This is a genomic window from Sporanaerobacter acetigenes DSM 13106 (assembly GCF_900130025.1).
Classification (GTDB): Bacteria; Bacillota; Clostridia; order Tissierellales; family Sporanaerobacteraceae; genus Sporanaerobacter; species Sporanaerobacter acetigenes.
Window position 1 is genome coordinate 60,854 of the sequence record NZ_FQXR01000007.1, and the last position, 15,931, is coordinate 76,784.

Genomic DNA, 15,931 nt, shown 5'->3' on the forward strand with positions numbered 1-15,931 from the left:
CTCTGAATAAATCAGAGACAGTTATGTTTTTACTCTTATTCTTCTTCACTGCTTTTACTTATATAGTTTATTGATTTGGTAGGAACTATTGTAGATATAGCATGCTTATAAATTAATTGTTGCTTTCCATCACTTTCTAAAATTAAAGTATAATTGTCAAATCCTTTGACGTTTCCCTTTAATTGATATCCATTGATCAGATACACAGTGATTACTATATTATCCTTTCTTGCTCTGTTTAAAAAAACATCTTGTAAGTTTAATGTTGTCTTCAACACTTTCCCTCCTTTAGTTATTTATAATTGTTGTTTTATATGCTTTGAAATATCTTCCACTACTTCGTCTTTATTACTAAAACTATTTGTATCAATCCATTTAATTCTATTATCTCTTCTAAACCATGTCAATTGCCTTTTTGCATATTTTCTAGAATTTCTTTTAATTAGTTCTATAGCTTCATCTAATGATATCTCTCTATATAAATATGAAATAATCTCTTTATATCCAAGTGCTTGCAGAGAGTTCAATTGTCTATCATATCCCATTTTGATTAATTCTTCTACTTCATCTATTAATCCTTCTTCTATCATATTGTCTACTCGTATATTTATTCTCTCATATAACATGCTCCTGTCCATAGTCAATCCAATTAAAATAATATCATAATCATCATTATATTTTCTAAAATCCTTGTTGTATTCTGACATTGGCTTTCCAGTTTCATGATATATTTCTAAAGCTCTAATTATTCTTTTTCTATCATTTATGTTTATTTTACTTGCAGAAGTTTGATCTACTTTTTTCAACTCTTCATATATTTTAACATTGCCGTATTCATCTGCTATTTTATTGTATACTTCTCTAAATTCATCATTTGGCGCTACTTGAGTAAAACTTAATTTATAAACTAATGAGTTTATATATAAACCAGTACCGCCTACAATTATAGGCAATTTGCTTCTGCTATTTATATCATTAATATGCTCATTTGCCAAATTCTTATAATCTGAAACTGTAAAATCTTCATCTGGATATACTATATCAATTAAATAATGTGGAATTCCTTGCATCTCATCTTCTTTCACTTTAGCAGTTCCAATATTCATGTATTTATAAATCTGCATTGAATCAGCTGAAATTATCTCTCCATTAAGTTTATTTGCTAATTTTATAGAAATATCTGTTTTACCAACAGCCGTTGGACCTACCAAAACAATTAGAGGTATTTTTTTGCTCATATTTATCATCCTTTAAATAATTCTTTTGAATCTTTTTTCTAATTCCCGTCTGCTTATATCAATGACAATTGGCCTTCCATGTGGACAAGTATAAGGGTTTTCAGCTTTAACCAATTGATCTAGCAATTCTTCTATTTCAATGGTTGCTATTCTATCTCCACCTTTTATAGCATTTGTACAAGCAATTTTCATTATCTTTTCAAGTTTCACATCATAACTACTTTTTATATCCAATTTTATATTATCTAGTATGTCAAAAAAAAGTTCTTTTGAATTAGGTGTTCCAAATATAAAAGGTACACCCCTTATTGCTAAAGAATTGATCCCAAATTCTTCGACTTCAAAACCTAATCTATGAAATAAATCCTTATTTTCTTTTACAATCTCCATTTCATCATTTGTTAAATCAATAACTTCTGGTGATACCAATTTCTGGGTTACAATTTTTTCACCCTCATATTCCTTTTTATATTGTTCATACATAATTCTTTCATGAGCAGCATGTTGATCTAATATATAAAAATTGTCATTAGAGCTATCTTCTAAAATTATATAAGTATTAAACAATACTCCAACAATTTTTACGTCATTAAAAATTTGAGCCATATTTAAATTAGAAGCATGTTCATTTGAGTCTTTTCCCCGTAAATCATTTTGTACTGTTAGGTATTTATTATCGCTTTCTTCCCTTGACATAATTTTTGTTTCTTTAAATTCATCAAATTCATCATTTTCATTTGAAATTTTATCTGTAGCATTTGAATAATTTTTATCTAAAAAATTTATTGGCTGAACATCTGGAATTTTTAATGGTATTATTTCAACCTTAGGAATAGTTACTACTTTATTGATATTTTCTATAACTAGACCATTGATTAATTCATCTATTTTAGATTGATCCACAAATTTAATTTCTTCTTTAGTAGGATGAATATTTACATCTATATTGCTAGGATCTATGTCAATAAAAAATATAAATATAGGAAATTTGTTAATTGGTATCACAGATTTATAGCAATCTTCAATAGTTTTTGTTATTTCATAATTTTTTACCCATCTTTTATTTACAAATATATATTGATGTCTTCTATTGCCTCTATAAAAACTATTTTTTGAAACATAACCTTTAATATTTAATGTATCATCCTTATAGTTTAACTCCAGTAAGTTATCAATAAATTCTTTTCCTAAAATTGAATAAATATTTGAAACTATATCATTGGTCCCGGGAGTTTTCAAAATTAATCTATCATCTTTTATATATTTAAAAGAAATATTAGGATTTCCTAAAGCTAATTTATATACAATATCACTGACATAGTTAGACTCAGCTGTTTCTTTTTTTAAAAACTTTCTTCTTACAGGAACATTATAAAAAAGTTCCCTTAAAATCATCGAAGTTCCTACTGGGCAACCAATTACTTGTTTATCTACTATTTTGCCATTATCAATAAAAACTCTAATTCCTTTAGTGCTATCTCTAGCTCTAGTGAGAGTTTCAACTTTACTTACCATTGAAATACTTGCTAGAGCTTCACCTCTAAACCCTAAAGAATGTATATTGTTTAAATCATCAATACTAGATATTTTACTTGTAGAATGCCTAATAAAAGCCAATTCAACTTGATTTTCATCTATGCCAGTACCATCATCTGTAACTCTGATATAATCTTTCCCGCCACCTTTAATTTCTACAATTATATTTTGAGAATTTGCATCTATAGAATTTTCTATTAGTTCTTTTACAACAGAGGCTGGTCTTTCAATTATTTCCCCTGCAGCTATTTTAGTAATAGTTGCCTCATCTAAAATTTTAATTCTACCCGACATTTACATCTCTCCTTAGAGATTTTTAGCACTTTCTACAATCTCATAAAGTATATTTATAGCTTCCATTGGAGTTAATTTAATTACATCTATATTTTTAAGTCTATCAATAATTTTACTTATATTGTACTCAAAAATATTTAGCTGTTCAGTTTCTTTAGATTTCATTTCTTTGTCAGTTTTTAAACTTCCATTAAAACCTTGACTTTTTTCAATTTGGTTTAAAATTTCATTTGCTCTATTTATAATATCTTCATCAATTCCTGCTAATCGTGCAACTTCAATTCCATAGCTTTTATTCGTGCTCCCTTTTACTATTTTTCTTAAAAATATTATTTCTTTCCCTTTTTCTTCTACCAATATTGTATAATTTTTAATTCCTTTAATTTTCCCTTCTAATTGTGTCAACTCATGATAATGAGTTGCAAACAATGTTTTAGCCTTTATATTTAAGGCAATATATTCAATAACAGACCAAGCAATACTGAGCCCATCAAAAGTACTAGTACCTCTCCCTACTTCATCTAAGATAATTAAGCTGTTTTCCGTTGCATTTTGTAGAATATTAGAGACTTCATTCATTTCCACCATAAATGTACTTTCACCTTGAGATAAATTATCTGAAGCCCCAATTCTAGTAAAAATTCTATCTACAATACTAATATTTGCACATTCAGCTGGGACAAAACTACCAATTTGAGCCATCAGTGTTATAATAGCCACTTGTCTCATATAAGTAGATTTACCTGCCATATTAGGCCCTGTTAAAATAATAGTTCTATTATCTTTATTGTCAAGATGAGTATCATTTGGAACAAACAATATGTCTTTTAACATTTTTTCAACTACAGGATGCCTGCCATTTCTTATTTCTATTTTTCCATCACTATTTAGCTCTGGTCTTACATAGTTATTATTATAAGCTACTTCTGAAAGAGAAAGTAAAGCATCTAAATTAGCAATAATTTTACTTACATTTTGAATTCTTCTAGTTTCACTTTTAATATTCTCTCTAACTTTTATAAATATATTATACTCTAGATCAATCAGTTTTTCTTCTGCTCCTAGTATTTTGGCTTCCATTTCTTTTAATTCTGGTATTATAAATCTTTCAGAATTAGAAAGAGTTTGTTTCCTAATATAGTCTTCTGGTATCATATTTAAATATGATTTTGTAACTTCTATATAATAACCAAACAATCTATTATATCCTACTTTTAATGTTTTGATTCCAGTTCTTTCTTTTTCTTTTTCTTCTAATTTAGCTAACCATTCTTTACCCTTTGTAGACATTTCTCTTAACTCGTTTATCTCTCCATTAAAGTCAGTTTTAATGACTCCCCCTTCTTTAATTGAAACAGGAGGATCATCCACAATAGCTTTGTCAATTAAATTATATATATCATTTAATGTATCAATATTTTTGCCTATTTCATTTAAATTAGGATCTTCTGAAGCAATCAATAATTGTTTTAATTTTGGAAGTATATATAAAGAGCTTTTCAATGAAATTAAATCTCTACCATTACAATTTCCATAAACGATTTTCCCCATTATACGTTCCAGATCATATATTTCTTTTAAACAATTTTTCACATCATCCATAAAAATAATGTTTTCAGTAAATTTTTCTATGATATCTAATCTGTATTCAATCTCTTTTTTATCCAGTAAGGGTTGTTCAATCCAATTTTTTAAAAGCCTTCCTCCCATGGCAGTAGAAGTTCTATCTAAAAGCCAAATTAAAGAACCTTTCTTTTCTTTTCCTCTAATAGTTTCATTTATTTCTAAATTTATCCTTGTATTTATATCCAATACCATGTATTTATTGGGTAAATAAAATGAAATATCATTTATATGTTCCATGGTTATTTTTTGAGTATCTTGTAAATAATTCAAAAGAATACCTGTTGCAATAATAGAATATTTTTTATCTTCTAATCCTGAATTTTTTATATAGCCCTGACCAAAATGTTTTGCTATTATTTCTTGGCAATTTTCAACATTAGCTAGTTGTTCATCATAAACATCTATATATGGATTAATAGCCATTTGTATGGCTTTTGATACTTTTTCATCTTCCAAAACTATAGAATTTGTTATGATTTCAGATGGTACAATTTTACCCAACTCATCTAGTAAAAAACTCATATTATCTTTTTTGTTCCCATAGAATTCGGTAGTATATAGTTCTCCTGTAGAAATATCTACAAAAGCTATTCCTACTCCATGTTCATCTACAAATATAGCAGAAAGAAAATTGTTAGATTTTTCATCTAATGCATTCAAATCTGTTATAGTGCCAGGAGTTATAACTCTTATTACATCCCTTTCCACAATCCCTTTTGCCAAAGCTGGATCTTCTAATTGTTCACAAATAGCAACCTTATAGCCTTTATCTATTAATTTGGATATATATGAATCTGCAGCATGATAGGGTATCCCACACATGGGAGCTTTTTCTTCTCTTCCACAATCTCTTTTAGTCAAGGTTATTTCAAGTTCCTTTGAAGCTAAAATAGCATCATCAAAAAACATTTCATAAAAATCCCCTAATCTAAAAAACAAAATACAGTCTTTATATTTAGCTTTTATATTCATATATTGTTTCATCATTGGTGTCAAATCATCCAAATGCAATCCCTCCAATAAACATAAGAAAGCATTAAATTATATGTCCTTCTAATGTAAAAGTTTTTGGTTCAGTGATCCTTACATTAACGAAATTTCCAATTAAATCACTATCTCCTTCAAAATGAACTAATTTATTAGTTCTAGTTCTTCCTGTCAGTATTTTATCATCAGTCTTACTAATTTCTTCAACTAACACTTCTACAATTTTATCTTTATATTTTAGATTATTGCCATAAAATATAGGATATAGTGTATCTAATAGTTTTTGAAATCTTTCATGTTTAATATCATCTGGTATTTGGTTTTCCATCTTTGCAGCAATAGTACCTTCTCTTATGGAATAGAGAAAAGTAAAGGCTGAATCATATTCCACTTCTTTGACCAAGTCCAACGTCTTTTCAAAATCTTCTTCTGTTTCTCCCGGAAATCCCACTATTATATCAGTAGTTATAGCTATATTAGGTATTTCTTGTTTTACTTTATTGACAATTTGTAGATATTTTTCACGAGTATATTTTCTATTCATACTCTCTAATATTGAATTGCTACCTGATTGAACAGGCAAATGCAAATGCTCGCATACCTTCTCACAATCCCTCATTGTATAAATAAGTTCATCTGATAAGTCTTTAGGATGAGAAGTCATAAATCTAATTCTTTCAATTCCATCTATTTTATTGATTTCTCTTAAAAGCTCTGCAAAACTAAAAGATTTCTCAAGAGTCTTTCCATAAGAGTTTACATTCTGTCCCAACAAAGTTACTTCTTTATAACCTTCTTCTGCAAGTTTTTCTATTTCCGAGATAATATTTTTAGGTTCTCTACTTGTTTCTCTTCCTCTAGTATAAGGGACTATACAATATGTGCAAAAATTGTTGCAACCATACATTATATTTACAAAAGATTTATAATTATATTTTCTATTAAAGTTTATATCTTCTACAATTTCTCTACTATCTTCAACTACATCAACAATTGTTTCATTTGTATTTAAATGTGCATCAATTAATTGAGGAAGTTTATGAATATTGTTGGGACCAAAGATAATATCTACATGTTTAAACTTTTTGGATATATAATCTCTTATATCTTCTCTTTGGGTCATGCAACCACAAATACCTATAATTAAATCTGGCTTTTTTCTCTTTAATCCTTTTAATTCACCCAATTGCCCATACACTTTGACTTCTGCATTTTCTCTAACCAAACATGTATTATATATAATTAAATCACACTCTTCTTTATTATCACAAAGAATATAGCCCATATTCTCTAGAATCCATGAAATTTTTTCTGAATCATGCTCATTCATTTGACATCCATGAGTTACTACCATGTACTTTTTATTTTCAATACTGTTCATTCAAATACCTCCATCTGTTATTATCTACACTATTATATCATAATTTATATTGTATTTAAAAATTTTATTCATTATAAAACACACTTAACTAGACTACCATTTATTCTAGATTTATGATATCATATTCATGAATGTAAAATTATAACTTATAGTCAAAAGGAGGAATTTTTATGAATTTTTCTCAAAGGATAACTTCCATGCAACAATCCCCTATTAGAAAATTAGTACCATATGCTGAAGCAGCAAAGAAAAATGGCAAAAAAGTCTATCATTTAAATATTGGACAGCCCGATATTAAGACACCAGTAGAATTCTTTGATGCAGTTAAAAACTTCAATGAAAACGTTTTAGCCTATTCACTTTCACAAGGTATGCCAGAATTAATCAATAGTTTTAGAAAATATTATGAAAAATATGGTATTCACTTCGATCAAGATGAAATATTAATAACTAATGGAGGTAGTGAAGCACTAATATTTTCTCTTATTGCTGTATGCGATTATCAAGATGAAGTATTAATACCTGAACCATTCTATACAAACTACAATGGATTTAGCAATATGGCAGGAGTTAAAGTAGTTCCAATAACTACAAAAGCTGAAAATGGTTTTCATCTTCCAGAAAAAACCGAACTTGAAAAACTAATTACAACTAGAACAAAAGCTATATTATTATCAAATCCAGGAAATCCCACAGGAACTATATACACAAAAGATGAAATCTATATGTTAAGAGATATAGCAAAGGAATATAATTTATTCATAATTGCAGATGAAGTGTATAGAGAATTTGTATATGATGGTTTAGAATTTACAAGTTTTGCTCATTTAGATGATATAAAAGATAGAGTTATAATAACTGATAGTATATCTAAAAGATATAGCGCATGTGGTGCTAGAATAGGATGTATTGCATCTAAAAATAAAGATTTAATGAAACAAATTTTAAAATTATGTCAAGGAAGACTTTGTGTTCCAACTATTGAACAAGTAGGAGCAGCAAATTTAATAAATGTAAAAGATGAATATTTTGAAGAAACTAATAGAGAATATTCAAAAAGAAGAGATGTAGTATATGAAGCACTTAAAAATATGGACGGAGTTGTTTGTGAAAAACCTCATGGAGCTTTCTATGTAATTGCAAAATTGCCAGTAAAAAATGCTGAAGATTTTGTTGTTTGGATGTTGACAGATTTTGATGTAAACAATGATACTGTAATGATGGCTCCAGCAGAAGGTTTTTATGGAACTGAAGGATTAGGAAAAGACGAAGTAAGAATTTCATATTGCTTAAATGTAGAAGATCTAAAAAATGCTATGAAAATTCTTGATGAAGCATTAAAAGTTTATCCAGACAGAAAATAATATATTTAGAGCAGGGCATTTGTCCTGCTCTAAATATATTAATTTTTAGATTTAAACATTTTTTTGAAAAATCCTTTATTGGCATTTTCTTTTCTTTTAAGTTCTTCCCTCAGTTCTGCTGCCTCATAAGATTTTTCTTTTATTTTCATTTTCAACTTTGCATTTTCACAGATTAAGACATCTCTTTCTTTGCTACTAATCTCTTCCCTCAAATTTTTAATTTCTTCCTTTAATTCTAATATTATTTGTTCATTACTGCCATATTTTGAGTCTATTAAAGGCTTTAATTCTTCATTGAGTATATTGTGTAAATTATTACTTATTTCTTGAGATAAATTGTTAATATCTAATTTTTCCATAGGCATAATTGTTGTAATGGCAGTTTCTTCGTTATTATTGACAACAAGTTCTGGAGATTTAATTATCAACTTTATTTGCTTATTGCTAAAACCTCTATTCTGTAAAGATTTTATGTACTGAATTATCTCTATCTCCTTATAGGTGTAGTATCTGTGGTTTGACTCATTTCTAGGAATATCAAGCTCAAACTCTTTTTCATAGTATCTTAGTACATGGGGAGGATAATCCGTTAATTCAGATACTTCAGAAATAGTGTATTGTCTTTGCATGTCTATCATAAATTTTACCCCCTTAATAATTACTACTAATAGTAATATTCTTTATGAACTTGCGTTTTCCTTTTTATATCATAAATGTTTTTAATTAATATTATTACATATATAAACATATTTAGCATAGAAAAAGATATTTATGTCAAATAAAATAAAAATTAAGGGCTGATACTTATCAGCCCTTAAAAATCGATTTCTTTATTCAATATTTTTATCAACAATTCGACAGAAGATAGTACATCTTTTTTAGAGACCATTTCTACAGTAGAATGAACATATCTTGAAGAAATAGAAATAACGCCTGAAGGAATGCCTTCTTTTGTTAAATGAATAGCTCCTGAATCAGTTCCACCAAATTCTAATACTTCCATCTGATATTTAATATTATTTTCTTCAGCTGTTTCTATCATTAGTTCTCTAACTTTTGGATGAGTAAGTATAGAATTATCCTTAACCTTAATAGCTACTCCTTTATTCAATCCCACAGCAAATCTTTTAGCTTTAGGAGTATCTCCGCTGCCTGTCACATCTAATGCAATACCCATATCAGGTTCTATACCATAAGCAGCTGTCCTAGCACCTCTTAGTCCTACTTCTTCTTGTACAGTAAATGCAAAGTATAAATCATTCTCATTATTTTCTAAATTTTTAATTGTTTCAATTGCTACAAAGCAACCTACTCTATCATCTAAACATTTAGAAAATACTACATTTTCATTTTCAAAATATCCAGATTCATATACACATATGTCACCAATTTTAACATTGCCCTCTGCTTCTTTTTTATCACAAACTCCAATATCTATATACATGTTCTCAATTTTCATTTTACCCATATCGTCTAATGGTTCGCTAAAAACAATTCCAGTGGTTCCATTTTCAAAAACAACTTTTTGACTAAATGATACTATCGGGGATATACCTCCAATATTTGTGAATCTCAAAAAACCATTATCATCTATATCTGTGATCATTAAACCTATTTGATCCATGTGAGCAGCCACCATGATTTTTTTGCCATTTCCTTTTTTTCTAGCAATTAAATTGCCCAATGCATCTGTTCTTATTTCATCTACATAATCCCTTATCTCTTTACTAATAAATTCCCTTATGTTTTTTTCATTTCCTGATGGTGAATATATACTAACCAAATTTTTCAACAACTCACTATTAAAATTCATTAAAATTCCTCCCTTTCCATATCATCAATAATAGATTTTAACAATCTCAAAGTATTGTCATAATCATCCTTAGACATAACAGAAACTAGAGAATGTATATATCTACATGGAACTGAAATAGTTGAAGTAATTGATCCTTCCTTTGTCTGGTGAATTCTCCCCGAATCATTTCCTCCAAAAGTTGTCTTTCTAAATTGATAAGGTATCTTATTTTTTTCAGCAATCTCTACAATCCTATTTCTAAAATTCATATCAAAAAGTGTAGTTCTATCCATCAATGAAATTGCTGGACCATCTCCTAATTTTGTAGGAATCATATGCTTTTCCATGTCTGGAGTATCTGCACAAAGTGTACCTTCCAACACTATGCTAATATCTGGATGAACAGTATATGCTGCAGGGCCTGCTCCTATAAGTCCTACTTCTTCCATAACTGTGAATACCCCATAAAAACTCATATCAGTCTTTTCTTTGAGTAAATCTATAAGTAAACTACAACCTACCCTATTGTCTAAAGCCTTAGCTTTTACTAGATTATTTCCAAATTCAACATATTCACTATCAAACATTACATAGTCTCCAATTGAAACCAGCTCTAAAGCTTCTTCCTTACTGTCAACGCCTATATCTATATAAAGATTATTTATATCTAATGCTTTAGACCACTCATCTCTTTTCTGCAAATGAATTGGTTTGGACCCTATAACACCAGGAATACGCTTTTCCCCAATTTTCACGCATTTAGAAACTAAAATTCTTTTGTCTATACCACCAACAGTAGTGAATTTTAACAACCCTGATTTATCTATTCCAGTAATCATTAAACCAACTTCATCCATATGTGCAGTTATCATAAATTTTGGTGAATCAATCTTACCTTTTTTATATGCTATTATATTACCTATCTTATCAACTTTTAACTCATCTACATAATCTTCTATTTCATTAATTATAATATTTCTTACTTCTTTTTCATTTCCTGAAACCCCAAAAGCTTCCGTTAATTCTTTTAATAGCATAACAACCCCTCCAAATTTTCATTTGAAATTGCTGCAATAAAGAAAGCTAACAATTTAGCAGTATTTTTTACATCATTTAAATCTATAACTTCTACAGATGTATGCATGTATCTCAATGGGATAGAAATACATAGTGTTGGTATACCTGATCTTGTAATTTGAATAGACCTGGCATCGGTACCTGTAGGTCCTGGACATACTTCATACTGTATAGGTATATTGTATTCATTACCAATATCAGCTAACTTTTTTCTAAGCCCTGAGTGAATATTTCCTCCTATAGTTATTCCAGGACCCTTGCCCATATCTAGAACATCTTCTTCTGGAAGTTCTGGAGTTGACCCAAAACCAACATCAATTGCTATACCAATATCAGGATTTATATTATAAGTGCTAGTTATAGCACCTCTAGTCCCAACTTCTTCTTGTACAGTAGATACAAAATAAACATCTGCCTCATGATTTAAATTAGATAATTCTTTTGCACATTCATACATAGCTGCTACTCCAGTTTTATCATCTAATGCTTTTCCAGTTACTCTACTTCCTTGCAAATGTTTAAAAATCCTTCTTATAGTAATTGAATCACCTATAGTCACCAACTTTTTTACTTCTTCTTTGCTATAGCCTACATCTATGGACATATCCTCCATTTTTACGGCCTTATTTTTTTCTGATTCATCTTGCAAATGAGGCGGTTTAGCTCCTATAACACCAAATATATCTTTTTTCCCATGTACTATAACTTCCTGTCCTAAAAGAGTTCTTGGATCAATTCCACCAATTTTAGAAAATCTTAAAAAGCCATCATCTTCAATGGCAGTGACAATCAATCCAATTTCATCCATATGACCTGCAATCATGATTTTTGATCTTTTATTTCTATCTTTTGAAGTCCCTTTTTTAATAGCTATAATATTCCCAAGCTTGTCCACTTGTATCTCATCAGTATATGGTTTAAAAGCTTCAACAATACTGTCTTTTAAATTATATTCATATCCAGATACACCATGAGAATTGCTTAAAATTTCAATAAATTGGCTCATCTCCATTTTCTAACCTCCTTTTTTATTTATGATAATATTATAACATAAATATAAGAATAATTAGACCCTCTAAATATTTTTTTATTATATAATATTTTAATTCTCTCTACGAATCCTTTTTATAAAAAAATGTTTTCAAAGATTTAAGCTTATACCTATCAGGCAATATTATTTGTTCTGTGCTCCCCACGAACAATACTCCATTATTTGATAAACTATCATAAAATTTTTTATATAATAATTCTTTAGCATCTTCTGTAAAATATATCATCACATTTCTACAAATTATTAAATCTAAATTTCTCGGAAATACATCTTTTAGTAAATCCATTTTTTTAAATTCAACACATTTTTTTATATCATCTTTAATTTTATAAGAACTTTCTATAGGCTCAAAATACTTGACTTTAAACTCTTTAGGCAAATTATCAAGAGATTTACTATTATAAATACCTAGTTTAGCCTTATCCATAGCACCTACATCTATATCGGAGGCTAGAATTTTAATATCTTTTAAATCAAAAAATTTGGTTAAAAGCATAACCATAGAATATGGTTCTTCTCCTGTAGAACAAGCACTACTCCATATTTTGATGTTTTTATTTTTTTTATTTATGATATCAGGCAATATTTCTTTTTCTAGAACTTCCCATTGAGAGGGATTTCTATAAAATTCAGAAACATTTATAGTTAAATAATTTACAAATTCATCAAGAAGTGCTTTATCACTTTCTAAACCTTGAAAATAATCATCAAAATTATTAAAATTATTTCTCTTTAAAAGTGAAGTAATTCTACGTTTCATTTGTTTTTCTTTATAATAATTAAGATCAATATGTATAAAATCATTAACTTGTTTTTTAAAAACCTCATACTTGTCCATTTATTAGCTCCTTTACATTTGTATTGTAAAAATATTCCTGTGAATTATAAATATGGGTTATAAAAAAAGGCTGTGGCAAAAAGCCACAGAACAACGTAAAGGGGGTCTTGATATTTTGTGAGGTCAATAATTATTTTTAACAGAAACCATTTTTTTATACATAAAACCCCCAAATATTTTTACTTATCTTTAATTATATCTCCAACAGTTACATCCATTTCTTTATTTTCAGTAGCGATTTCATCCTCTTTTGCTACATCTTCCATGACTTCTTTCATACTTAAACTAATTTTTCTTTCATCTTCTTTTATATCCATAATTTTCACGGTAACTTTTTCACCTAAACTCAATTTATCTGCAGGTCTATTTACATGCTCATTAGATATCTGTGAAACATGCACCAATCCATCTACTCCAACATCTAATCTTATAAAAGCACCAAAGTCTAGCATATTTACAACAGTTCCTTCAGCTATGTCACCAACTTTATATTCTTTAACAAATACTTCCCAAGGTTCTGGCATGGTTTGTTTTAAACCTAAAGAAACTCTTCCTTTTTTTCTGTCAAAATTCAATATTTGTACTTTTACATTTTCGCCTTCATGTACTACTTCAGATGGATGCTTGATCCTATTCCAAGACATATCAGATATATGAATGAGACCGTCAATACCACCAATATCTACAAAAGCGCCAAAGTCTGTTATTCTCATGACCTTGCCATCAATCATTTCTCCGATTTCAAGATTATTCCAAACCTCATTTTGTTTCTTTTCAATTTCTTCTTTTTCTAATTCTTTTCTTGAAAGTATAATTCTTTTTTTGCTTCGATCGAAATCTATTATTTTTACATCAAAACTTTTATCTTTAAATACATTTAAATCTTCAACATAATTCATAGATATAAGGGAAGCTGGAATAAATCCATTTAAGCCTTTTACTATTGCTATAACGCCACCTTTTACTACATCAACAACTTTACAACTTACTTTATCTTTTTTGTTGTAAAGCTGCTCCAATTCATCCCAACCCTTTATTGCTTCCAATATTTTAGTTGATAATAAAACATTTCCTTCACCATCATCTAAACTTATTACATAAACTTCTATTTCTTCTCCCTCTTTATATAAATCTTGCGGAGAAACACTAGGATCGTTAGAAAGCTCTTCTTTTGGTATAATACCATCAGATTTGTATCCTAAATTTACCATTACTTCATCGTTGTTTAATGCTATTACTTTTCCTTTAACAATATCACCACGGTGTAATCTAACTAATGACTCCTCTATAGCTTTTATCATTTCTTCGTTATTCATGTTTTCCATTTTATCTATAACCTCCTTAATTATCCAATCAGGTGTAGATGCACCTGCTGTTATTCCTATTGTTTGAAATTTAGGCATATTATCAATAGGTAAATCATTTAAAGTTTCTATATGAAATACATCATTACAATACTTCTTACTTATTTCTACTAATTTATTAGTATTTGAACTATGATACCCTCCAATTACAATCATTGCCTCAACTGTTTTAGCTAATTCTTTACACGATTCTTGCCTTAAATAAGTAGCATTACATATTGTATTATATATTTTTACGTCATCTGCTTTTTTAGATATTATTTCAGATAAAGCTTTAAATTTTTCCTGCCTATTAGTAGTTTGAGATACAATACAAATTTTATCTAAATGAGGCAAAGTTTCAGCTTCTTTTTCATCGTTTATAACAATTCCCTCATTATTACACCAGCCATTTACTCCAATTACTTCAGGGTGGTTTTTATCACCAATTATGACAATCTTATATCCTTTTTGGAGATACTCTTTAACTTTGTCATGAATCCTTTTTACATAAGGGCAAGTACAATCAATTATGTCTATGTTGTTTTTCGACAATTTCTCATAAGTTCCATATGGTACTCCATGTGCCCGTATTATAACCCTTCCAAGTTTTATTTCATCTGGATTTTCTATGACTTTTAATCCCTGTCTATTAAATTTTTCAACAACTTGCTTATTATGAACTAATGGTCCTAAAGAATAAATACTTTCATTACTGTTCATTAAAGTTTCGGTAGCTTTATCTACAGCCCTTTTCACTCCAAAACAAAAGCCTGCATTTTTAGCTAACACAATTTTCAATTTTTATTCCTCCTAAATTCATTATTTCAGAGAATAAATAGATTTAAGTATTTTTTGACTAATCGTTTTATAATCTTCTTTGGTTAATTTTTGATTGTAATATTCATGAAAATTTATAGGCTCTCCTATAGTTATATTTACCTTACTAAAAGGTTTATATTTAGAACTCATAAAAACTGGAACAACAGGCGCTTTTCCTTTAATGGTTATAAGTCCAACTCCAGGTTTAGCCAGCTCTAGATTTTCTTCATATACTCTAGTTCCTTCAGGAAAAATACCTAGCATCTTTTCGTTCTGTAAAATTTTCACAGAGGTTCTAATTGCAGATAAATCTGCTGCTTCTCTATCAACAGGAAAAGCGCCTAGTGAAGTAAATAACCACTTTAAAAAAGCATTATTAAAAAGCTCTTTTTTAGCCATATAATGTACCTGCCTAGGAAGTGCCAATGCTAATATTAAAGGATCAAAATTGCTAGTATGATTTGCACAAATCACTACTCTTCCTTCTTTAGGTATATTATTCTTTCCAGTTACTTTAAATCTAAAAACGACTCTGAAAATAATATTCCCAATAAAATAGCATATTTTGTAGAAAAGCAT

At 28.6% G+C, this 15,931-nt stretch carries 13 protein-coding genes; 1 reads left to right on the plus strand and 12 read right to left on the minus strand.

The window, feature by feature from the left end; all coding sequences use genetic code 11:
• Positions 1-35 precede the first annotated feature (35 nt).
• Genes hfq through miaB form a run of 5 tightly spaced genes read right to left on the minus strand, consistent with a single transcriptional unit; the run spans position 36 to position 7,062 of the window.
• Positions 36-278, minus strand: a complete 243-nt coding sequence (hfq, locus tag BUA21_RS08490; RefSeq protein WP_072744394.1) for an RNA chaperone Hfq — start codon at positions 276-278, stop codon at positions 36-38.
• A gap of 18 nt (positions 279-296) precedes the next feature.
• Positions 297-1,238: a tRNA (adenosine(37)-N6)-dimethylallyltransferase MiaA gene (gene miaA, locus BUA21_RS08495; RefSeq protein WP_072744395.1), complete on the minus strand. Its 942-nt coding sequence runs from the start codon at positions 1,236-1,238 to the stop codon at positions 297-299.
• A gap of 12 nt (positions 1,239-1,250) precedes the next feature.
• Positions 1,251-3,068 carry a DNA mismatch repair endonuclease MutL gene (gene mutL, locus BUA21_RS08500; protein ID WP_072744396.1) on the minus strand — a complete coding sequence of 606 codons (1,818 nt, stop codon included), beginning with the start codon at positions 3,066-3,068 and terminating at the stop codon, positions 1,251-1,253.
• Between the two features lie 12 nt (positions 3,069-3,080).
• Positions 3,081-5,699 (minus strand): DNA mismatch repair protein MutS, encoded by a 2,619-nt coding sequence (gene mutS, locus BUA21_RS08505; protein ID WP_132996151.1) that lies wholly within the window; start codon positions 5,697-5,699, stop codon positions 3,081-3,083.
• Positions 5,700-5,730: 31 nt separating this feature from the next.
• Positions 5,731-7,062 (minus strand): tRNA (N6-isopentenyl adenosine(37)-C2)-methylthiotransferase MiaB, encoded by a 1,332-nt coding sequence (gene miaB, locus BUA21_RS08510; RefSeq protein WP_072744397.1) that lies wholly within the window; start codon positions 7,060-7,062, stop codon positions 5,731-5,733.
• A gap of 170 nt (positions 7,063-7,232) precedes the next feature.
• On the opposite strand from miaB, the gene BUA21_RS08515 reads away from it, so the two are divergent.
• The gene (locus BUA21_RS08515; protein ID WP_072744398.1) at positions 7,233-8,426 is read left to right on the plus strand and encodes a pyridoxal phosphate-dependent aminotransferase; all 1,194 of its coding nucleotides are present in this window, start codon (positions 7,233-7,235) and stop codon (positions 8,424-8,426) included.
• A gap of 38 nt (positions 8,427-8,464) precedes the next feature.
• Here BUA21_RS08515 and BUA21_RS08520 read toward each other — a convergent pair whose 3' ends face one another.
• The 7 genes from BUA21_RS08520 to BUA21_RS08550 form a co-directional block, all read right to left on the minus strand.
• On the minus strand, positions 8,465-9,064 hold the full coding sequence (locus BUA21_RS08520; RefSeq protein WP_072744399.1) for a helix-turn-helix domain-containing protein: 600 nt from the start codon (positions 9,062-9,064) through the stop codon (positions 8,465-8,467).
• 176 nt (positions 9,065-9,240) lie between these two features.
• Positions 9,241-10,239, minus strand: a complete 999-nt coding sequence (locus BUA21_RS08525; RefSeq protein ID WP_072744400.1) for a M42 family metallopeptidase — start codon at positions 10,237-10,239, stop codon at positions 9,241-9,243.
• Positions 10,239-11,258: a M42 family metallopeptidase gene (locus tag BUA21_RS08530; protein WP_072744401.1), complete on the minus strand. Its 1,020-nt coding sequence runs from the start codon at positions 11,256-11,258 to the stop codon at positions 10,239-10,241. Before BUA21_RS08530 ends, BUA21_RS08525 begins: the two co-directional genes overlap by 1 nt.
• Complete coding sequence (locus BUA21_RS08535) at positions 11,249-12,310, minus strand: M42 family metallopeptidase (protein ID WP_072744402.1); 1,062 nt, start codon at positions 12,308-12,310, stop codon at positions 11,249-11,251. The genes BUA21_RS08530 and BUA21_RS08535 overlap by 10 nt, the downstream gene beginning before the upstream one ends.
• A gap of 100 nt (positions 12,311-12,410) precedes the next feature.
• Positions 12,411-13,187: a CheR family methyltransferase gene (locus BUA21_RS08540; RefSeq protein ID WP_072744403.1), complete on the minus strand. Its 777-nt coding sequence runs from the start codon at positions 13,185-13,187 to the stop codon at positions 12,411-12,413.
• 179 nt (positions 13,188-13,366) lie between these two features.
• The gene (locus tag BUA21_RS08545; RefSeq protein WP_234973700.1) at positions 13,367-15,322 is read right to left on the minus strand and encodes a bifunctional 4-hydroxy-3-methylbut-2-enyl diphosphate reductase/30S ribosomal protein S1; all 1,956 of its coding nucleotides are present in this window, start codon (positions 15,320-15,322) and stop codon (positions 13,367-13,369) included.
• A gap of 30 nt (positions 15,323-15,352) precedes the next feature.
• Positions 15,353-15,931: a lysophospholipid acyltransferase family protein gene (locus tag BUA21_RS08550; RefSeq protein ID WP_072744405.1), complete on the minus strand. Its 579-nt coding sequence runs from the start codon at positions 15,929-15,931 to the stop codon at positions 15,353-15,355.